The 19,306-nt window shown below is 65.1% G+C and carries 18 protein-coding genes; 7 read left to right on the forward strand and 11 right to left on the reverse strand.

Translation table 11 applies throughout. The features are described from left to right. Nucleotides 1-13 precede the first annotated feature (13 nt). From C2862_RS13595 to C2862_RS13605, 3 genes are all read right to left on the reverse strand, one after another. Complete coding sequence (locus C2862_RS13595; protein WP_136220669.1) at nt 14-865, reverse strand: sulfurtransferase; 852 nt, start codon at nt 863-865, stop codon at nt 14-16. A 13-nt stretch (nt 866-878) separates the two neighbouring features. Further along, on the reverse strand, nt 879-1,802 hold the full coding sequence (locus C2862_RS13600; RefSeq protein WP_136220670.1) for a DMT family transporter: 924 nt from the start codon (nt 1,800-1,802) through the stop codon (nt 879-881). 118 nt (nt 1,803-1,920) lie between these two features. After that, nucleotides 1,921-3,021 carry an aromatic ring-hydroxylating dioxygenase subunit alpha gene (locus C2862_RS13605; RefSeq protein WP_136220671.1) on the reverse strand — a complete coding sequence of 367 codons (1,101 nt, stop codon included), beginning with the start codon at nt 3,019-3,021 and terminating at the stop codon, nt 1,921-1,923. A 361-nt stretch (nt 3,022-3,382) separates the two neighbouring features. Here C2862_RS13605 and C2862_RS13610 point away from each other — a divergent pair, with 361 nt between their 5' ends. From C2862_RS13610 to dxs, 3 genes are read left to right on the forward strand one after another with little or no spacing between them, the layout of a single operon-like run. Beyond that, nucleotides 3,383-3,637 carry an exodeoxyribonuclease VII small subunit gene (locus C2862_RS13610; RefSeq protein WP_136220672.1) on the forward strand — a complete coding sequence of 85 codons (255 nt, stop codon included), beginning with the start codon at nt 3,383-3,385 and terminating at the stop codon, nt 3,635-3,637. Beyond that, complete coding sequence (locus tag C2862_RS13615) at nt 3,637-4,527, forward strand: polyprenyl synthetase family protein (protein WP_136220814.1); 891 nt, start codon at nt 3,637-3,639, stop codon at nt 4,525-4,527. Before C2862_RS13610 ends, C2862_RS13615 begins: the two co-directional genes overlap by 1 nt. Further along, a complete protein-coding gene (gene dxs, locus C2862_RS13620) occupies nt 4,528-6,402 on the forward strand; it encodes a 1-deoxy-D-xylulose-5-phosphate synthase (protein ID WP_136220673.1) in 1,875 nt (624 codons plus the stop codon). A gap of 168 nt (nt 6,403-6,570) precedes the next feature. Here the strand turns inward: dxs and C2862_RS13625 are convergent, their stop codons facing one another. The 3 genes from C2862_RS13625 to C2862_RS13635 form a co-directional block, all read right to left on the reverse strand. Beyond that, nucleotides 6,571-7,272, reverse strand: a complete 702-nt coding sequence (locus C2862_RS13625) for a 2OG-Fe(II) oxygenase (protein ID WP_136220674.1) — start codon at nt 7,270-7,272, stop codon at nt 6,571-6,573. Nucleotides 7,273-7,455: 183 nt separating this feature from the next. Beyond that, entirely contained in the window at nt 7,456-8,091 is a 636-nt protein-coding gene (locus C2862_RS13630) for an NAD(P)H-dependent oxidoreductase (protein ID WP_136220675.1), read from the reverse strand. A gap of 90 nt (nt 8,092-8,181) precedes the next feature. Beyond that, a complete protein-coding gene (locus C2862_RS13635) occupies nt 8,182-9,282 on the reverse strand; it encodes an NADH:flavin oxidoreductase/NADH oxidase (protein ID WP_136220676.1) in 1,101 nt (366 codons plus the stop codon). A gap of 177 nt (nt 9,283-9,459) precedes the next feature. On the opposite strand from C2862_RS13635, the gene C2862_RS13640 reads away from it, so the two are divergent. Further along, nucleotides 9,460-9,759: a putative quinol monooxygenase gene (locus C2862_RS13640; RefSeq protein ID WP_136220677.1), complete on the forward strand. Its 300-nt coding sequence runs from the start codon at nt 9,460-9,462 to the stop codon at nt 9,757-9,759. Nucleotides 9,760-9,847: 88 nt separating this feature from the next. Here the strand turns inward: C2862_RS13640 and C2862_RS13645 are convergent, their stop codons facing one another. Then, the gene (locus C2862_RS13645; RefSeq protein ID WP_136220678.1) at nt 9,848-10,132 is read right to left on the reverse strand and encodes a hypothetical protein; all 285 of its coding nucleotides are present in this window, start codon (nt 10,130-10,132) and stop codon (nt 9,848-9,850) included. A 194-nt stretch (nt 10,133-10,326) separates the two neighbouring features. Between C2862_RS13645 and C2862_RS13650 the strand changes: the two genes are divergently transcribed. Further along, a complete protein-coding gene (locus C2862_RS13650) occupies nt 10,327-12,045 on the forward strand; it encodes a M1 family metallopeptidase (RefSeq protein WP_136220679.1) in 1,719 nt (572 codons plus the stop codon). Here C2862_RS13650 and C2862_RS13655 read toward each other — a convergent pair. After that, entirely contained in the window at nt 12,042-12,941 is a 900-nt protein-coding gene (locus C2862_RS13655) for a DMT family transporter (RefSeq protein ID WP_136220680.1), read from the reverse strand. The two genes, C2862_RS13650 and C2862_RS13655, sit on opposite strands and share 4 nt — an antisense overlap. A 95-nt stretch (nt 12,942-13,036) precedes the next feature. Here C2862_RS13655 and C2862_RS13660 point away from each other — a divergent pair, with 95 nt between their 5' ends. Continuing rightward, the gene (locus C2862_RS13660; RefSeq protein WP_136220681.1) at nt 13,037-14,023 is read left to right on the forward strand and encodes a LysR family transcriptional regulator; all 987 of its coding nucleotides are present in this window, start codon (nt 13,037-13,039) and stop codon (nt 14,021-14,023) included. Here C2862_RS13660 and C2862_RS13665 read toward each other — a convergent pair. Then, on the reverse strand, nt 13,971-15,470 hold the full coding sequence (locus C2862_RS13665; RefSeq protein ID WP_136220682.1) for a CitMHS family transporter: 1,500 nt from the start codon (nt 15,468-15,470) through the stop codon (nt 13,971-13,973). The genes C2862_RS13660 and C2862_RS13665 overlap by 53 nt on opposite strands. Nucleotides 15,471-15,708: 238 nt before the next feature. Between C2862_RS13665 and C2862_RS13670 the strand changes: the two genes are divergently transcribed. After that, nucleotides 15,709-16,683, forward strand: coding sequence for a tripartite tricarboxylate transporter substrate binding protein (locus tag C2862_RS13670; protein ID WP_210735992.1), 975 nt, complete (start codon nt 15,709-15,711; stop codon nt 16,681-16,683). A 36-nt stretch (nt 16,684-16,719) separates the two neighbouring features. Here the strand turns inward: C2862_RS13670 and C2862_RS13675 are convergent, their stop codons facing one another. Then, a complete protein-coding gene (locus tag C2862_RS13675; protein WP_136220683.1) occupies nt 16,720-17,310 on the reverse strand; it encodes an SCO family protein in 591 nt (196 codons plus the stop codon). A 15-nt stretch (nt 17,311-17,325) separates the two neighbouring features. Further along, complete coding sequence (locus C2862_RS13680) at nt 17,326-18,999, reverse strand: multicopper oxidase family protein (protein WP_229467425.1); 1,674 nt, start codon at nt 18,997-18,999, stop codon at nt 17,326-17,328. Between the last annotated feature and the right edge of the window lie 307 nt (nt 19,000-19,306).

Raw genomic sequence — 19,306 nt, forward strand, 5'->3', positions numbered from 1 at the left:
TTCCTCTTCCGCCTCAGGCGCCTTTCGCCACCGGCCGTGCCGGGTCCGCAGTCCACTCGCTCCATGAACCCGGATACAGGGCCGCGCCCGGCATGCCAGCCACTTCCAGCGCCAGCAGGTTGTGGCAGGCCGTCACGCCCGAGCCGCATTGCATGATCGCGTTTGCGGGATCATCGATCACGGAAGCGAACTCCTCGCGCAGCTGCTCCGGCGCCTTGAAGCGCCCGTCGTTGTGCAGATTGTCCTTGAAGAAGCGGTTCTTCGCGCCGGGGATGTGGCCGCCCACCGGATCGATGGTCTCGTTCTCGCCGCGGAAGCGGTCCGCCGCGCGCGCGTCGACCACGGTGCGGCGTTCGCTTTCGATGTTCTCCAGCACCTCGGCCACCGTCACGGTCGGCACGAAAGGCGCCTGCAGGGTGATCGCACCAAGTGGCTTCACCGGAACCTCGGTGACCACCGGCTGGCCCAGCGCCTGCCAGGCCGGCAGGCCGCCGTCGAGCACGGCCGAGGGCTCGTGGCCGATCCAGCGCAGCAGCCACCATAATCTCGCCGCGTACATGCCGCCGTGGGCATCGTAGGCGATGACTTGCGTATCGTCGTCGATGCCCCAGCGGCGCAGGGTCTCGACCAGCGCGTCCTTGGAAGGCAGCGGATGGCGGCCGCGGAATACGCCGTCCTCATCGCGCTTCGCTCCCGACAGCTCGGTCTCCATGTCCGCGAACACGGCGCCCGGCAGGTGGCCGGCGTTGTAGGCTTCGCGGCCGGCGGACAGGTTCATCAGGTCGTGGCGGCAGTCGACGACGACCCAGTTGGGATCGGAGATATGTGCAGCCAGGTCGGTCGCGGAAATCAGGGTCGTGAACATGATGCTGGGCTCCTCACAGTTCGCTGGCGATCGGATCGGTCTTCTTGATGGCGGCGCCTTTCGGCGTGCTCTTCGTATTGTAGAACGTCGCGGCGATGCCGGAGGCGAGAATCACGCCGATCCCCAGCCACACGTGCCAGTCGAAGCGGTCGCCCCACAGGGCCAGGCCCCACAGGCTGGAGAACACGATGCCGGTGTACTGCAGGTTTGCCACTACCAGCACCTTGCCGACGCGGTAGGCGCGCGTCATGGCCATCTGCGCCATCAGGGCGGCCGCGCCGATCCCGAGCAGCAGCACGGCGCCGCCTACAGTATGGCCGTGGAAAGGGAAGCCGGTCGGGGCGCCGTCGCCGGCCAGCACGCCGCCCAGGCCCGCCAGCGTGGTCGTGAGCGAGAAGTAGAAGACGACCCGGTATTCCGGCTCGCCCATCTGGCCCAATTTGCGCACCTGCATATAGGCCATCGCCGAGATCACCGAGGAGCACACGCCGGCCAGGCCGCCCAGCCACTGGTGCGATTCGATCGCGGGCTGCAGCACGAGCGTCACGCCGAAGAAACTGGCGCCCACCGCGACGATCAGCGGCCATTCGACGGTATTCGTCTTCGACCACCAGCCGGCCAGGAACAAGCCGGCCGCGATCCAGATCGGCGCCATGTAGTTCAGGGTCATGGCGGTGGCCAGCGGCAGCTTCGAGATCGCGAAGAACCAGAGCCAGAGCGAAGTCACGCCGACCGCGCTGCGAAACAGATGCTCTTTCGGGAAGGGAGTGCGGAAGCTGTGGCCCTGGTGGCGCACGATGGCGAACAGGATGACGGAGCCGATCAGGCCGCGGTAGAAGAGGAGTTCGGAGGTGGTGTAGAACTCGGAAGCGAGCTTGACGCCGGCGCCCATGGCGGCAAATGCGAAGCTGGCGAACAGCATCCAGAGAGAAGGCATTACGGTCCTGTGAAGACGAAATCAGGTAGACGATACAGCAGACGGCGCACTTGCGCTTGGCATGGGCTTGCCAGGAGAGGAGGGCCGGCGCACGGTCGCGTGCGCCGGCCAGCAGGTATTACAACTCGATCTTGCTGCGGTACCACTCATGGAAGTGCTGCATGCCGTCTTCCATCGGCGACTGGTAGGGGCCGACTTCGTTGACGCCGCGCTCCACCAGGATCTTGCGGCCCGCATCCATGCGCTGGGCGATCTCGTCGTCCTCGATGCAGGTTTCCATGTAGGCGGCGCGCTCGGCCTCGACCAGCTCGCGCTCGAACAGGGCGATCTCTTCAGGATAGTAGAACTCGACCACGTTACGCGTCTTCTGCGGGCCCAGCGGCCACAGGGTCGACACGACCAGCACGTTCGGGTACCACTCGACCATGATGTTCGGGTACAGGGTCAGCCAGATCGCGCCTTGCTTGGGCTCCTTGCCGCCGTTGAACTTCAGGACTGCTTCCTGCCACTTCTTATAGGTCGGCGAGCCGGCCTTCTGCAGGCCGCGGTTCACGCCCACGGTCTGCACGCTGAAGTCGCGGCCGAATTCCCACTTCAGGTCGTCGCAGGAAACGAAATTGCCCAGGCCCGGGTGGAAGGGCTCGACGTGGTAGTCCTCCAGGTAGACCTCGATGAAGGTCTTCCAGTTGTAGTCGACGTCGTGGATCTCGACGTGGTCGAACAGGTAGCCCGAGAAATCGAGGTCCTTCGAGACCGACATGTGCTTGAGCTTGTCCATCACGTCGTAGCCGTTCTGCTCGAACAGCAGGCCGTTCCAGCTTTGCAGCGTTGACTTGGACAGGTTCAGGCAGGGCGTTTCCGCAAAGTGCGGAGCACCGATCAGTTCGCCCTTCAGGTCGTAGGTCCAGCGGTGCAGCGGGCAGACGATGGTGTTGGCGTTGCCGCGGCCATTGAACATCAGCGCCTGGCGATGGCGGCAGACGTTGGACAGCACCTCGATGCCGTTGGCGTTGCGCACCAGCATGCGGCCTTCGTTCTCGGCAGGCAGGGTCGCGAAATCGCCGAGTTCCGGCACCATCAGCTCATGGCCGACGTAGCGCGGGCCCTTCTGGAACAGCTGCTGGATCTCGCGCTGTAGCAGATCATTGTCAAAATATACATTTACCGGAAGCTGAGCGCAGGAGCGCGCCAGCTTGGCGTGGGTAGCCAGATCGGACATCCCAACCCCCCTTATAAAATCACCGCCAAAGAAGAGAAAGAATCCAAAGACCAGTATTTATGCTGAGGAAATACGGTATTTCGGACAGAACCGGAGATTATAGCTGGTAACAAGCCCAGCCGTCTTCTACAGATGAGGTCCGTCGCGGGATTGTGGTGCGCAATGGCACAGATGGTGCCGAAATGGCATGGTTTTCATGATGTGAAGGCGGTGGCGCGTCCGACGAAGCCCTCTAGACGAGAACTCGGCAATCGCGCCGGACCACCTCTAGGGTGTGTATTGTTTTAAAATACGCGATTCAACTCCCGTGCGGCGCACCCGATGCGCATGCCGGGATCGCCGGCCCCAACAAGAAGACATTATGGCAATCAATGCAAACGCGGGAGCGACGACCGCCCCAGCCTCCTTTGAAGAAGCAATGGCCGAGCTGGCCCAGCTCGTCAGCCAGATGGAAGGCGGCCAGTTGCCGCTGGAAGCCTCGGTCGCAGCCTATGCGCGCGGCTCCGAGCTGGTGAAGTATTGCGCGGCCCAGCTGGAAAAGGTCGAAGCCCAGGTCAAGGTACTCGAGGGCGACATGCTCAAACCCTTCAGCGCCGACGGCGCCGGCGAGCAATGATGGAACTCGCCTTCAGCCAATGGATGGCGGGCGTGCAAGCCCAGGTCGAGGATGCCCTGTCGGATTTCCTCCCGGCCGCGCACCTGGTCCCGACCAAGCTGCACGAGGCGATGCGCTACACCGTCCTCGGCGGCGGCAAGCGCGTGCGTCCGCTGCTGGTGTACGCCAGTGGCGCGCTGTTCGACGCCGATCCCGCCGCGCTGGCGCGTGCCGCCTGCGCGCTGGAGATGATCCACGCCTATTCGCTGGTGCACGACGACATGCCCTGCATGGACGACGACGAACTGCGCCGCGGCAAGCCGACGGTGCACATCGCCTATGACGAGGCAACCGCGCTACTGGTCGGCGATGCGCTGCAGGCCCAGGCTTTCGAGGTGCTGGCCTCGACCGAGTCGCTGCCCCCGGCGCGTTTGAATGGCATGCTGCGCCTGCTGGCGCAAGCGGCCGGTTCGAGCGGCATGTGCGGCGGCCAGGCGATCGACCTCGACAGCGTCGGCCTGTCCCTGACGCGCGAACAGCTCGAGCGCATGCATCAATTGAAAACCGGTGCGCTGCTGCGCGCCTCGGTGCTGTTGGGCGCCCTGTGCGGCAAGGACTTGAGCGAGACCGAACGCGAGGCGCTGGGCGCGTATTCGCAGGCGGTCGGCCTGGCCTTCCAGGTCGTGGACGACATCCTCGACGCGACGGCCGATTCGGCCACGCTGGGTAAAACCGCCGGCAAGGATGCGGCCGACAACAAGCCGACCTATGTGTCGATCCTCGGCCTCGAGGAATCGAAGGCATTGGCGGAGCAATTGCGGCGCGACGCACACCATGCGCTGGCGCCATTTGGAGAACAAGCACTGCGGCTGCGCGAACTCGCGGACCTGATCGTGCAGCGGAAGGCCTAAATGAAACTGCTAGAAACCATCAACGACCCGTCGGACCTGCGCCAGCTGCCGCGCACGCAACTGACCCCGCTCGCCAACGAGCTGCGCCAGTTCCTGCTCGACTCGGTCTCGAAAACCGGCGGCCACCTGTCCTCGAACCTGGGCACGGTGGAACTGACCATCGCGCTGCACTATGTCTTCGAGACCCCGCACGACCGCATCGTCTGGGACGTCGGCCACCAGACCTATTCCCATAAAATCCTGACCGGCCGCCGCGAGCGCATGAACACGCTGCGCCAGCTGCACGGCCTGTCGGGCTTCCCGAAGCGCGACGAAAGCGAATACGACACCTTCGGCACCGCCCACTCGTCGACCTCGATCTCGGCGGCACTCGGCATGGCCGCGGCCGCGAAGATCAAGGGCGAGCACCGCCACGCGATCGCCGTGATCGGCGACGGCTCGATGACGGCCGGTATGGCCTTCGAAGCCCTGAACAATGCCGGCGTCGAGGAAGACTGCAACCTGCTGGTGGTCCTGAACGACAACGACATGTCGATCTCGCCGCCGGTGGGCGCGCTGAACCGCTACCTGGCGCGTTTGATGTCCGGCCAGTTCTACGCCGCCGCCAAGAGCGTCGGCAAGACCGTGCTGCCGGCCCCGGTGCTGGGCCTGGCGCGCAAGCTGGAAGAGCACGCGAAGGGCATGGTGGTCCCGGCCACGATGTTCGAGGAATTCGGCTTCAATTACATCGGCCCGATCGACGGCCACGACCTCGACTCGCTGATCCCGACCCTGGAAAACATCAAGAAGCTCAAGGGCCCGCAGTTCCTGCACGTGGTGACCAAGAAGGGGCAGGGCTACAAGCTGGCCGAGGCCGAGCCTATCCTGTACCACGGCACCGGCAAGTTCAATCCGACCGAGGGCATCAAGCCGGCCACCGCGCCTTCTAAAATCACCTACACCGAAGTCTTCGGCAACTGGCTGTGCGACATGGCGGCAGTCGATGCGCGCCTGGTCGGCATCACGCCGGCGATGCGCGAGGGTTCGGGCATGGTGCGCTTCCACGCGCAATACCCGGAGCGCTATTTCGACGTCGGCATCGCCGAGCAGCACTCGGTGACCTTCGGCGCCGGTCTTGCCACCGAAGGCCTGAAGCCGGTGGTCGCGATCTACTCGACCTTCCTGCAGCGCGCCTACGACCAGCTGATCCACGACGTGGCCCTGCAGAACCTGGACGTGACCTTCGCGCTCGACAGGGCCGGCCTGGTCGGCGCCGATGGCGCGACCCACGCCGGCAACTACGACCTGCCGTATTTGCGCTGCATCCCGAACATGGTCGTGATGGCGCCGTCGGACGAGAACGAGTGCCGGCAGATGCTGACCACCGCTTACCACTATCCGGGTCCGGCCGCGGTGCGCTATCCGCGCGGCGCCGGCGTCGGCGCGGCGATTGCGCAGGAGCTGACTTCCATCGAGATCGGCAAGGGCGAAATCAAGAGGAAGGGCGAGAAGATCGCCATCCTGGCCTTCGGTTCGATGGTGGCGCCGAGTGTCGGTGCGGCCAACGAATTGAACGCGACGGTCGCCAACATGCGCTTCGTGAAGCCGCTCGACGTCGAGCTGGTCAAGCAGCTCGCTCTTGATCACGACGTGCTGGTGACGGTGGAAGAGGGCGCGACCATGGGCGGTGCCGGTTCCGCTGTGGCCGAGGCGATGGCTGCTGCCGGTATCGTCAAGCCGCTGCTGATCCTGGGCCTGCCGGACAAGTTCATCGACCAGGGCGATCCGGCGGCGCTGCTGGCATCCGTCGGCCTGGATGCGAAGGGTATCGCAGCCTCGATCCGCACGCGCTTCGGCGCGGCGGGCGGGACGCGGCTGGTGGTGAACAACTCCTGAATTCAGGTGTTGGACGAAGAAGCGGCGCCGAGGCGCCGCTTTTTTTGTGGTGCTTTTGGGCTGTACTGCGTGGGCACGGGGCGCCCACCCTACATCTGCCGCCGTCCGCGCCTTCTGTAGGGTGGGCGCCCCGTGCCCACCAAGCGGCAGATCAGTGCGAACCGTCCCTCAGCCCGCCTTGCCGAACAACTCTTCGGCGCGCCGGAACAAAATCCACGAGGTGGCGATGAGCTTGTCGCCACTGACCGGCACATGCCCCTTGTGCGTATGCGTGAACCCGGCCGGCGCGATGATCAGGCGACCCTTGCGCGCCTCCACCTTGCGGCCCTGGTACAGGAACTCGGTCTCGCCACCCTCGGCTACGTCGTTCAAATAGAACTGGAACAGCAGCACCCGGTGCAGCGTCTCGCACGAGGCATTTTGCGGATAGATCTCCGAATGCCAGTGGTGGTAGCCCCCCGTCCCCTTCAAATACTTCTGCAGGTTGATCGCACCGCAGCGGTACATCGACTGCAGCAGGGCGGGCAGGTGCGGCCGGCCGCATTCGTCGAAGTTATCCAGCGACAGCGCCACCGGCTCGCCGGTTGTCGGATGCGCCACCATCGGCGCCAGCGCGCCCAGCACCAGGGCGCGGTACTGGTCGATGTAGGCGGCCAGGTGCTGCGCCACGGCCGACATCATGAGGTTGCCGACGTCGTGCCATTCCTTGTGCGGGCCGATGGTCAAGTCCCAGCTGTCCTTCTTGCTGGTGTCGACGCCGTTGCCGGTACGCCCGCGCACGACTTTGTCGCTGGCGTCGAAGCGCGCGGCGATGGCGTCGCATTGCTGGGGCGTGAGGGCGTTGTCGTAGATGCCGATGAAGTCGTTCAAGATCGATCCTGTCCGGTGTGGTCGCGTTGTGCTTGGGATGCGAGCGCTAGTGTACCGCGACGGGCGCCGGCGTACGCTTGTCGACGGAACCAGGTTCGAGCTGGTGCTCGGGATGCGGCCGGAGATCATGGCGCGGCGCGTGCGCACCGCCGATCCCGGCCAGCGCTTATGGCAGAACTACAATCAGTCGATCTCGCTCACGAACTGCCCGAGCGGGCGGCGCACCTTCGGCAGGTCGACCAGCCAATCCTGCTCGGCCTTGCGGTAGCCCAGCGGCAGCATGACCGCGCTGCGCAGGCCGCGCTCGCCCAGGTTCAGGATGCGGTCGACGGCGGCCGGATCGAAGCCTTCCATCGGCGTGCAATCGACTTCCTCGAAGGCGGCCGCGATGATCGCCGCACCGAAGCCGATGTAGGCCTGGCGCGCAGCGTGCTCGAAGTTCAGCTGCGCGCCGCGGCCCGGGTAGGTCGACAGCAGTTGCTGGCGGTAGGCTTCCCAGCCTTCGTTGCGGAAACCGCGCACCTCGTTGGTGAGGTCGAACATGTGGTTGATGCGCTCGGGCGTGTAGTCGTCCCAGGCGGCGAACACCAGCAGGTGCGAGGCGTCGACCACCTGCGCCTGGTTCCAGGCGACCTTGCGGATCTGGGCGCGCAGCGCCGGATTGTTCACGATCAGGATTTCATAGGGCTGCAGGCCGGACGAGGTCGGCGCCAGGCGCGCGGCTTCGATGATGCGGTCGAGCTTATCCTGCGGCAGCTTGCGCGTCGGGTCCATTGCCTTGGTGGCATAGCGCCATTTCAGTTTGTCGAGCAAATCCATGTGATGTTCTTTCAAAATTAAAGATGCGTCATTTTTTACGCTGATGTGTCGGCCAGGCGGGATCGTGATCCCTCCCGGCCGACACGGGTCTTACTTCTGCATGCTGTAACGCTCGAGCCAGTGCGCGTACGAGGCCGGCAGCACCCAGGTCGGACGCTCCACGCCCAGCTCCGTGGCTGCCTGCAGCGGGTAGTGCGGATTGGCCAGGTGGGCGCGGCCTACCATGACCAGGTCCAGCTGTCCCTCGGCCACGGCGCGTTCCGCCAGGTTCGGGCCGTCGAAGCCCCAGGCCGACGCGACCGGAATGCCGGCCTGTTCACGCACGCGCTTCGCCACCGGACCCAGGAAGGCCGGCCCCCAGGGAATATTCACGTCCGGAATGGTGAAGTTGACGCTGACGCTCAGCATGTCGAGGCCGCGCTGGCGCATCATGCGAATCAGTTCGATCGACTCGTTCAGGGTCTCTTCGTCCTTGCCGTCGTATTCGATGACGCCGAGGCGCGCGGTCAGCGGCAGGTTCGCCGGCCAGACTGCGCGCACGGCTTCCAGGGTCTCGAGCAGGAATCGGCTGCGGCCGGTGAAATCGCCGCCGTACTGGTCGGTGCGCTTGTTCGAGTGCGGCGAAAAGAAGCTCTGGCCCAGGTAACCGTGCGCAAAGTGCAGTTCGAGCCATTCGAAGCCGGCATCGCGTGCACGACGGGCGGCGTCGACGAAATCGGCCTTGACGCGCGCGATGTCATCGAGGGTCATTTCCTTCGGCACTTTCGGCAGGTTCTTGCCGAAGGCGATCGCCGACGGTGCGATGGTGTCCCAACCGTAGGCATCTTCCGATGGAATGTGGTCGTCGCCTTCCCAGGGACGGTTGGCGCTGGCCTTGCGGCCGGCGTGGCCGATCTGGATGCCGGCGACGGCGCCGGCGGCCTTGATCCGGGTGGCGATGTGGGCCATGCCCTCGACTTGTGCATCATTCCACAGGCCGGCGCAGCCAGGGGTGATACGGCCTTCCGGCGAGACCGCGGTCGCTTCCACGATCACCAGGCCGGCGCCGCCGCGGGCCATGCCGGCGTAATGCGTCTGGTGCCATTCGTTGACGAAACCATCGTTGGCGGTGTACTGGCACATCGGCGGCACCGCGATGCGGTTGCGCAGGGTGACGTCTTTCAGTGTGAACGGTGTAAATAAGGCTGACATAAATCTTTCGTATTCGGAACGTGAAGGTCAGCCGCGGTCTGCGCCGCGGCGGGCGGCCAGTATAGAAGGAAGGCGGGAAACGTGCTGGCGGGCCCGGCATTTTGCGGGCTGTCCCGTTCGATCCGTGCTGACCGCTGTGATAATCTTGTTGGGTGCTCACTTGAAGGGACCACCATTATGACCTTGCCCGTTGTCGCTATTTTCGTTGCCAAACCCGGCTTTGAAGAGAAACTGGAAACACTTTTCCGGAGCGTTGTCGAGACGACGCTGCGCGAGGAAGGGTGCATCAGCTATCAGGTGAACCGCGACATCGCCAATCCACGCCGCTTCGTGTTTACCGAGGAGTGGCGGAGCCGGGCCGATCTCGACAGGCATCTGGCAGCGCCGCATCTGCAAAGGCTGTCCGAGCAGGTACCCGAGTGCATCGAATCGAGCGATGTGCTGCTGCTGGAGAAGCTTGCCGGCGGTGCGGCATAAGCTTGCTCGCGAAGGAGTGATTGAAAAAGGCGTGATTACGCCGCCCGGCAGTGTCCACCGGGCGACCAGGCCTCAGCAAAACCTCATGCTACTGTCCCGTTGGGGAGGTCCCCGTGGTCGTCGGCGGCGTCGTCGAGGTCGCCCCGGCCCCTTGGCCCGACGCACCCGTGGTGCCCGGGCTGCCGGAACCGGTCCGGGCATCGCCAGTGGAACCCGACCTGCCTTCCATGGTGCCGCTCGTCGCGGAACCGCCTGTTGCCGCTCCCGCAGCCGAGCTGCCGCTCGTGTCGCTGCCGCCCATCCCCATGTTGCTGCATGCTGTCAGGGCGAGTGCCGTCATGCTACCGATGAGAATACCTTGAAGTCGTTTCATGATCATCTCCTTATGGTAGGAAGAGTCATCATGGATGGGTAACCAGGTGGCGAATATAAGATGTTCACTGTCGTTGGTGTAGGACATCCCGTACAGCCTACGCAGCCGTTTTGCGGGCCCGTCAATACTGCGTAATTGTTGCCCCTGTGCTAAATTCTGCGGGATCATCCCACAACATACCGGCCGCGCACACCATGAAAAGAATCGCCACCGTCAGCCTCTCCCTCCTGCTGGCGGCCTGTGCCAGCCAGCCAGCGCTGACGCCCTACACCGAAGGCAGCGGCGCCGAACGCAGCCTTGAACAGCAGGCGCTCGAATTCGAAAAGGCCGACCTCAAGCTGCGCATCGAACCGGCCGACAAGCGCATCCGCGGCGACGTGCTGCTGACTTTCGGCACCCGCGCGCCGCTGCAGCGCATCGAACTGGACCTGGACCGCAATTTCGCGATCGAAGCAATCGAGGTCGATGGCGAAAAGCTGGGCGCCGCCGACTGGCGCAATCCGGACGGCAAGCTGACGATCACTCTGCCGCGCGTCCTCGCGCCGGGCAAGCAGGTGGCAGTGCGGGTGCGCTACCAGGGCCGGCCGCACGTGGCGAAGAAAGCCCCTTGGGACGGCGGCTTCGTCTGGTCGCAGACGCCCGATGGCCAGCCCTGGGTGGCCAGCGCCGTGCAAGGCGAAGGCTGCGACCTGTTCTGGCCCTGCATCGATCACCCGACCGGCAAGGCGAAGGTCGTCGACGAGCACATCAGCGTGCCGGCGCCGCTGGTCGTCGCGGGCAATGGCATCGCGATGGGCATGGACGAACGCGATGGCTGGCGTACCTATCATTGGCGCACGAAGAACCCGAGCACCTACGGCATCTCGGTCAACGTCGGCCCCTACAAGGAACTGACCGGCAGCTATCGCAGCCGTTACGGCAACACGATCCCGCTACACCTGTGGTACCTGCCGCAGAGCGAGAAGGGCGCAAAGGAGCTGTTCGCCGAATTCCCGCAGATGCTGGACTTCTTCGAGAGCGTGATCGGCCCCTATCCCTTCGGCGACGAAAAGATGGGCGTGGTCGAGACGCCGCATAAAGGCATGGAGCACCAGACCGTCAACGCCTATGGCAACAAGTACGCCAAGACGGCCTACGGCTACGACGAGCTGCTGCAGCACGAATTCGCCCATGAGTGGTTCGGCAACCAGCTCACCAATGCCAATTGGGACGACATGTGGCTGCACGAAGGCTTCGGCACCTACATGCAGCCGCTCTACGTGCAGCACCTGCACGGGAACCAGGAATACTATGCATCGCTGATGGCGCTGCGCTCGAGCATCGAGAACAAGGCGCCGGTCGTGTCGGGCAAGCCGAAGACCGAAGAAGACGTGTACGACACCAAGCGCGGCGGCCCCGGCCAGGACATCTACAACAAGGGCGCGCTGATCCTGCACACGCTGCGCGGCCTGGTCGGCGACGAGGCCTTCTTCCGTTCGGTGCGCGAGATCGTCTACGGCACCGACACGCCGCGTCCGGGCGCATTGTCTCCGCGCTACGGCACCACGCCGGAATACATCGCCATCGTCAAGCGCGCCAGCGGCCGCGACCTGGACTGGTTCTTCCAGGTCTACCTGTACCAGGCCGCGCTGCCCGAGCTGCAGGCCACCCGCAGCGGCAATACCCTGCAGCTGGCCTGGAAGACGGAAAAGAACACGCCGTTCCCGATGCCGGTCGAGGTGCGGGTCGGCAGCAGGATCGTGACGGTGCCGATGCAGGACGGACGCGGCAGCGTCGAGCTGCCGGCCGGTGCGCTTGAAGGCGCGGACTACACGCTCGATCCGCAGTCGAAGATCCTGCGCCGCGCCGTGCGGATCGAGCGTTATCACGAGTACCGGGAAGAGCAGAAGAAGGCGCGCGGCGCGGCGAACTAGCGCGCCCTGGTGCAGAACCAGACCGCGCCGGCGGTGGCGGCGAAGCCCGCCAGCGACAGCGCGTTCAGGGTTTCGCCCAGCACCGCAAAGGCCAGCAGCGCCGTCACGCCCGGAATCAGGTAGAACAGGCTGGCGACCTTGCTCGCCTCACCTTTGCGTATCAAGATGAACAGCAGGCTGGTGGCGCCGATCGAATTCACGATCGAGAGCCAGCCGGATGCGAACACCATTGTCGGCGTCCAGCGCACGTCGAAACCTTCGAGGCCGAGCGAGAGCGGCAGCGCGACCAGCGTCGCGACGAACAGCTGCACGAAGCCGCCGGTGCGCAGGTCCATCGCGGCGCAGTATTTTTTCTGGTACAGGGTCCCGAGCGTGATGCCGATCAGCGCAACGATCGCCGCGGCATAGGCACCGACGCCCGCGCCCCCAAGCCCGAGTTTGGGCCACACCACCAGCAGCACGCCCAGCATGCCGCCCGCCATGCCGAGCCACTGCTTTATGCCCGTGCGCTCGCCCAGCATCAGCGCCGCGCCCAGTGCCGTGAACACCGGCATGGTGCCGACGATCAGGGCCGATTCGCCGGCCGACACGCCCAGCTTCAACGCCGTGTACAGTCCCGAGAACTGCAGCGCCTGGATCAACAGGCCGACCACGACCAGGTGCCCAAGCGCTTTCCAGCTGCCGGGCCAGGGTGCGCGCGAAGCGAGGGCGATCAACAGGAGCAGGGCGGCGCCCAGGCCGAAGCGCAGGGTCAGCAGCGTGAACGGCGCGGCATAGGGCACGGCGAGCTTGCCCATCACATAGCCCGAACTCCACATCGCAATGAACAGCAGGGGCAGCGCAAGCGTTCCTGCGCCAAGGGCCACGGGGGCGGACAGCCTGATCGTCGTCGTCATCGGTTTCTCCGGTAATTGGTCTGTCCAGAGTAGGCCGGATACTGGTGGGATACAATCCACCAAATCGATGACAGATTGTTTCCAGGGGCGATACGATGAGCGAGATGCAGCCACGCGACTTCACCGACATATGGGCCTTCGTCCGGGTCGTCGAGCTTGGATCCTTTTCCGAGGCCGCGCGCCAGATGGGTACGACCAAGGCCAACATCAGCAAGCAGGTGGCGCGCCTGGAAAAGACGCTGCACGCCAAGCTCCTGAATCGCTCCACGCGCAAGCTCGGCCTCACCGAAGCCGGCGCCGCCATCTACCAGAACGCGCAGCGCATGCTGGAAGAAGCGCGCGCGCTGGAGGCCACGGCAGCCGGCCTGCAGTCGGGGCCGAGCGGTGTGCTGCGCGTGAGCGCCTCGCTCGCCTTCGGCAACACCTATCTTGCCGGCCTGCTGCCCGACTTCATGGCGCGCTATCCGGACATCCGCGTCGTGCTGTCGATGACCGACCGGTATGTCGACCTGGTCGAAGAAAACATCGACGTCGCCCTGCGCATGGCGGCGCGTATCGACCTGCAAAGCGCGGTCGCGCGGCCGATCGCGCCGATCCGCTACGTGCTGGCCGCCTCGCCCGCCTACCTGGAACAGCACGGCACCCCGGCCGATATCGCAGACCTGGGCAAGCATCGCTGCCTGACCTTCGGCACCTCGGGCGCGCCGGCGCAGTGGCAGTTCGAACGGGAAGGGATCAAGCAAAGCGTGAACGTGGCCAGCGCGCTGTGTGCCAACAGCAGCCCGGCGCTGCGCCTGGCGATGCTGCGCGGCGGCGGCATCGCCTTGTTGCCGAGCTATGTGGTGGGAGAGGATATCCGCCGCGGCGAGGCCGTGCGGCTGCTGCCGGAGTGGCTGGTGGAAGGAAGCTTCGGCGGCCGGCTGTATGCGGTCTGGCTGGAGAACCGCTTCCTGCCGCCGAAGGTCCGGGTATTCATCGATTATCTCGTCGAGAAGCTCGGCGAGCACCCGGAATGGGACGATGCGGTGTTCAGCCGCCCACGAAAGGAATCACGCCGAACACGAGCGCCGCGACCAGCATGACCAGCGAGGCCGAGATCGACCAGATCAGCGTATAGCGCTGGTGATCGCCGAACTCGATCTTCGACATGCCGACCAGCAGATAGGTCGAGGCCACCAATGGGCTGAGCAGGTGCACCGGCTGGCCGATGATCGAGGCGCGGCCGATTTCGGCGGCGCTGATGCCATAGACGGCGGCCGCCTTGGCCAGGATCGGCACCACGCCGAAGTAAAACGCGTCGTTCGAGATGAAGAAGGTGAACGGGATGCTCAGCACGCCGGTGACGATCGCCATGTAGGGGCCCATCCAGGCCGGCACGGCGGCGATGACGCTGGTGGCGATCGCGTCCACCATCTTCGTACCCTGCAGGATGCCGACGAAAATACCTGCCGCGAAGATCAGCGAGACCACCGGCACCACGTTGGCGGCGTGTTCCGCGATGCGCTCCTTCTGGTCTTCCAGCTTCGGATAGTTGATCATGATGGCGACCGCGAAGAAGATCATGAACAGGGCCGGCAGGGGTAGGGCGCCCTTGATCAGCAAGCCCAGGAGCAGAACGGTCAGGGCGAAGTTCACCCAGATCAGTTTCGGACGTGCGGTTGCCGATTTCGATGCGCTGATGCCGGCGTCAACGCCGCCCGTGGAAATGCTGCCCGCCACATGCGGCGCCGGGGCCGATGCGCGGCGCTCGACGAAGCCGCCAGTTGCAGCCATGCCGGCGACAGGTGCGCCCGCGGCGCCGGCCTGCGCAATCCACTGGCCGGTGGTGCCGTCCTTCTGGCCGGCGGCTTCCACCTCGACCAGCGCCGGATTGAGGACGCTGTCGTTGGCAGCCTGCGGCGCATCGAGCTCCAGCACGCCGAGGCGCTTGCGTTCGCGCTTGCCCAGCACGTAGGCGACGAACAGGACCCAGCCCGCGGTGACGGCCATCGGCAGGATCATCGGCACGAAGATCTCGCCCACGTCCACGCCGAGCGCACTGGCGGCGCGCGCCGTCGGGCCGCCCCAGGGCAGGATGTTGAACACGCCGCCCGCCAGCATGATGACGCAGGCGAGGATCAGGCGGCTCATGCCGAGGCGCTGGTACAGCGGCAGCATGGCGGCGACCGTGATCATGTAGGTGGTGGCGCCGTCGCCGTCGAGCGAGATGCACATCGCCAGTGCCGCCGTGCCGACCACGATCTTCATCGGGTCGCCCTTCACCAGTGCCAGGATGCGGCGCACGACGGGATCGAACAGGCCGGCGTCGATCATGACGCCGAAGTACAGGATGGCGAACATCAGCATGACGCCGGTCGGCGCCAGGTTCTTGATCCCGGTAAGCATCATCGGTCCGAGTTCCGCGCCGAAGCCGCCGATCAGCCCGAAGGCGATCGGGACGACGATCAGCGCGACCAGGGCCGGCAGGCGCTTGGTCATGATCAGGAACATGAACACGACGATCATGGAATAGGCCAGGGCGGTCAACATTGTCTTCTCCTCAGGGACGGCGCCTTCCCCTTGCGAGGACAGGCGGGCGTACTACAAAACGCAGCGTTATCACGGATGTGTATTGCTCTTATCAGCGCGAACTATATGCGCGCGGAGCTTTCAATCAGCTTTCAAAACAGCCGTACAACGCACGCTTCGGGTGCGCCGTGCGCCGGAGCGGGGCAGGGGCTATCATGGCACCGTGAACATCCCGCGATCCCTCCTGCGTCCCTTCCTGATGCCGATGCTGGCGCTGGCCTGCCTGCAAGCCGCCGCCATGCAAGCCAACGAGGCGCAATGCCTGGTGCCCTCCAAGCCGGGCGGCGCCATGGACCTGACCTGCAAGCTGGCGCAGCACGCCGTGCACGACCTGCCTGGCAAGACGCGGCAACACGCTTTTCCCGCGGCGGACCTGACGCTGCGCTACCTGCCGGGCGGCGTCGGCGCCGTGGCCTGGCATACCCTGGTGTCGCAGCGCCGCGCCGAAGCCGACACCCTGGTCGCGTTTTCCGGCGGCTCGGTGCTGAACCTCGCGCGCGGAAAATTCGGCAAGGCCAGCGTCGACGACGTGCGCTGGGTCGCGGCCTTCGCCACCGACTACGGCATGGTCGCCGTGCCCGCCAACTCCCCCTACCGCACGCTGCGCGAGCTGATCGATGCGATCAGGCGCGATCCGAAGCGGGTGCTGATCGGCATGTCGGGCACCATCGGCAGCCAGGACTGGATGAAGATGGCGCTGCTGGTGCGCCAGGCCGGCTTCGACCCGAGAAAGATGCGCTTCGTGGCATTGGAGGGAGGCGGCGAGCAGTTCGTGGCGATGGATGCGGGCCATGTGCAGGCCATCTCGGGCGACACCTCGGAAGCCCTGCTGAATGCCGGCTCGGGCAAGGTGCGGGTGCTGGCGGTGCTGTCGGAGCACCGCCTCCCCGGCGCGCTGGCCAATGTTCCCACCGCGCGCGAGCAGGGTTTTGACGCCGTGTGGCCGGTGATCCGCGGCGTCTACATGGGCAAGGACGTGCCGGAGGCCGACTACCGGCGCTGGGTCGCCGCCTTCGACGGCATCGGGGCGCAGCCCGCCTTCGCCAGGATGCGCGTCGAGGCCGGCCTGTATCCCTTCGCCTTGAGTGGCGATGCGCTGACGCGCTATGTGCGGCAATCCGTGGCTGACTATAACAAGCGCGCCGTCGAGTTCAAGCTGGTGCGCGAACGCTAATGCGCACGCGGGGCCGTCCCGCGTGCGCGGCCGGCCTTATCCGGCAAGCTCGGCGATCGACCTGGCCAGCTTTGCCGGCGACAGCAGCGAGGGCATCATCGACCAGCGATCGAGTGCCTGGTTGCCGATGCGGACCATGCCCGTGTGCTGGGCGAGATCCGCATCGACCGCGGGATCGGGATCGAAGAATCCCAGCGTACGGCGGATGGCGTCGACATCCCGGCGCTGCCCGGTCAGCAGGGTCCAGCCGGGCGCGAGGCCATAGCGCCTGGCATAGGCCTGCAGGGCCGGCGGGCGGTCGATCTCGGGCTGCAGCGTCAGCGAGTAGAAGAACACGTCGCGCCCCATCCGCTCGCCCAGCAGGCGCTGCACCTGCATCAGGTTGGCCGTATTCGGCGGACAGATGTTCAGGCAACTGGTGTACATCATGTTGAAGACGACGACCCTGTTTCCACGCACCGCGTCATCGTAGAAATGGATCGTTCTGCCCTGGTGGGTTTGCAGCGCCGCGTTCGGAAAGGCGCTGGCGGCCTGTCCGCTGCGCGCCGGGCGCGCCTGTGCCGCGGTGGCGACGGGTAGCAGGGCGCCGGCCAGCGTCGTTTTCAACAGCATGCGTTTGGCGTTCATGTCGGCTCCCCTGCGTCATGGGTTGGGCGGCTGGATGTCGAAGCGGATCATCATCGCATGGTCTTCGTGCATGTGATGATGGCAGTGCATCATGTATCTGCCGTTGAAGTCGCGGAACTCGACCAGGATCTCCGCCGTTACGCCAGGCAGCAGCGAGATCGTGTCCTTACGGCCGGCCCACTCGGGCGGCGGCGGCTTGCCGTTGTAGGACAGGATGCGGAAATCGTCGAGGTGGACGTGGATCGGATGCGCCCAGCCGCCTTTCGTCTCCAGGCGCCAGATCTCGGCCACGTCCTGCCGGGGCTTCGCGTCGATCCGGTCATGGTCGAAGAACTTGCCGTTGATCGCCCATTGCCCGTTCGTGCGTTCGAATACCCACGAGCGTCTCCTGGTCGAGCCGTTGAAGGGAGCGGGCGAGAGCGGGCGCAGGAAGGCGGGGATGACGCTCCTGTCCTCGGTCTTTTCGCCCACTTCGAAACGCAGCATGCGGATGCCCGGGCGCAGCTGCTGCAGCTCGGGCCTGCGCGGATCGGTCTGCAGCATCCGGTTCACCAGATACAGCCTGGTGCCGGGAGCGAAGCGCGAGAAGTCGACGATGATGTCGGCCCGTTCGGCCATCCCCAGCAGGATTTTCTTCAGCGTCAAGGGACGCTCGAGCAGGTTGCCGTCGCTGCCGATGAAGGTGAAGGGCTGGTCGCGGTCGCCCGCATCGGCCAGCACCATCTCGAAGTAGCGTGCCATGCTGCCGTTCAGCAGGCGGAAACGGTATTTGCGGCCTTCGACCTTGAAATAGGGCTGGACCTTGCCGTTGACGAGAAAATGGTTGCCCAAAAAGCCTTCCGGGCTGAGCTGGTCGAAAAACAGGTTGCCGCCGGAATCAAAGCGCTTATCCTGCAGCAGCAGAGGAATGTCGTAGCGTCCCACGCCGGCCGGCAGCTTCAGGCCGGTGGTCTCGTCACCCGTGTCGAGATCGTCGAAGCCCAGGTAGAAGCCGGCCAGGCCGCGATAGACATTGGCCGCCGTGTAGTCCTCGCGGTGGTCGTGGTACCACAGGGTGCCGGTGACTTCGCGCGCATCCTTGTTGGGCGGAGTGTTCGGGTAATGGTAGTCGAGGAAGGCGCCGGGACGGCTCAGCGTCGGTCCCGCCTTGTAGGCGCTGTAGTAGTCGGAAGCGAAGCCGTCCGAGGCCGGGCCGACGTGGCCGCTGTGCAGGTGGATGCTGATCTCGGGCGAGCCGTAGCCCACGTGGGTTTGCGGCAGCGCGTTGCGAAAGCGCACCACCCCCGGCACCCCGGCACGGGCGATGAAGGTCGGTCCGGGTATCGAGCCGTTGTAGGCCCATACCGTTTCCTCCGGCAACTGGCTGTGGTAGCGGTATTTCGTCTCCTTCACGTGGATCTCGTACTGCACTTCGGGATAAAACTCTTCGAAGCGCTGATGTTCGGCGCGTCCCGCTTCGCCCGCGACCGGCAGGCGTCCCGGCGGCGGCGACAGGACGGTCGGCCGCGCGATCGGCGGGATCGGCAACGGGTCGAGAAAGGGATCCAGGTGCGGCGTGGCGGTCTGCGCATTGCTTGGCCGTGGCATCAGGGCATCGTGGGCAAGGGTCAGTGCGCCGGCGGCGCTGCCGCCCTTGAGTAGCATCCGGCGGGCTGGATTGGGCGTGCCGGTCAACAGCGAGAGGTTCATGAGCATTTCCTTCAGCAAGTTCTTGATATTGGTGCTGCTCCCCATGTGCTTGCGCTCATCGTGTAGTGCGCAGTGTGTTGACGGCCTCGAGCGCTAATCACAATGTCCATCCTAGTGCGACTTTTGGTATTGAAAAGGCCGCTAACGATCTCTCATGTAGAAAAAAAGCGGGACGAGCTACACCGGCGCCGCCGGTCCTCTCCTTTGCTGGGGGCGCCCGCGGATACTGTCCCTGAAATCGCCTTTCATGCACCGATAGAAAACCTGTATATGATGTGCAAGTTTCGCTACGGCAGAGTTAAGTAGC

It is taken from the genome of Massilia sp. Mn16-1_5 (assembly GCF_004798585.1).
Classification (GTDB): Bacteria; Pseudomonadota; Gammaproteobacteria; order Burkholderiales; family Burkholderiaceae_D; genus Telluria.

What these genes read in the sequence shown, in the direction of transcription:
- C2862_RS13595 (WP_136220669.1), bottom strand. Translation starts at nt 865, where the DNA reads ATGTTCACGACCCTGATTTCCGCGACCGACCTGGCTGCACATATCTCC.
- C2862_RS13600 (WP_136220670.1), bottom strand. Translation starts at nt 1,802, where the DNA reads ATGCCTTCTCTCTGGATGCTGTTCGCCAGCTTCGCATTTGCCGCCATG.
- C2862_RS13605 (WP_136220671.1), bottom strand. Translation starts at nt 3,021, where the DNA reads ATGTCCGATCTGGCTACCCACGCCAAGCTGGCGCGCTCCTGCGCTCAG.
- C2862_RS13610 (WP_136220672.1), top strand. Translation starts at nt 3,383, where the DNA reads ATGGCAATCAATGCAAACGCGGGAGCGACGACCGCCCCAGCCTCCTTT.
- C2862_RS13615 (WP_136220814.1), top strand. Translation starts at nt 3,637, where the DNA reads ATGGAACTCGCCTTCAGCCAATGGATGGCGGGCGTGCAAGCCCAGGTC.
- dxs (WP_136220673.1), top strand. Translation starts at nt 4,528, where the DNA reads ATGAAACTGCTAGAAACCATCAACGACCCGTCGGACCTGCGCCAGCTG.
- C2862_RS13630 (WP_136220675.1), bottom strand. Translation starts at nt 8,091, where the DNA reads ATGGATTTGCTCGACAAACTGAAATGGCGCTATGCCACCAAGGCAATG.
- C2862_RS13635 (WP_136220676.1), bottom strand. Translation starts at nt 9,282, where the DNA reads ATGTCAGCCTTATTTACACCGTTCACACTGAAAGACGTCACCCTGCGC.
- C2862_RS13640 (WP_136220677.1), top strand. Translation starts at nt 9,460, where the DNA reads ATGACCTTGCCCGTTGTCGCTATTTTCGTTGCCAAACCCGGCTTTGAA.
- C2862_RS13645 (WP_136220678.1), bottom strand. Translation starts at nt 10,132, where the DNA reads ATGAAACGACTTCAAGGTATTCTCATCGGTAGCATGACGGCACTCGCC.
- C2862_RS13650 (WP_136220679.1), top strand. Translation starts at nt 10,327, where the DNA reads ATGAAAAGAATCGCCACCGTCAGCCTCTCCCTCCTGCTGGCGGCCTGT.
- C2862_RS13655 (WP_136220680.1), bottom strand. Translation starts at nt 12,941, where the DNA reads ATGACGACGACGATCAGGCTGTCCGCCCCCGTGGCCCTTGGCGCAGGA.
- C2862_RS13660 (WP_136220681.1), top strand. Translation starts at nt 13,037, where the DNA reads ATGAGCGAGATGCAGCCACGCGACTTCACCGACATATGGGCCTTCGTC.
- C2862_RS13665 (WP_136220682.1), bottom strand. Translation starts at nt 15,470, where the DNA reads ATGTTGACCGCCCTGGCCTATTCCATGATCGTCGTGTTCATGTTCCTG.
- C2862_RS13670 (WP_210735992.1), top strand. Translation starts at nt 15,709, where the DNA reads ATGCCGATGCTGGCGCTGGCCTGCCTGCAAGCCGCCGCCATGCAAGCC.
- C2862_RS13675 (WP_136220683.1), bottom strand. Translation starts at nt 17,310, where the DNA reads ATGAACGCCAAACGCATGCTGTTGAAAACGACGCTGGCCGGCGCCCTG.
- C2862_RS13680 (WP_229467425.1), bottom strand. Translation starts at nt 18,999, where the DNA reads ATGAACCTCTCGCTGTTGACCGGCACGCCCAATCCAGCCCGCCGGATG.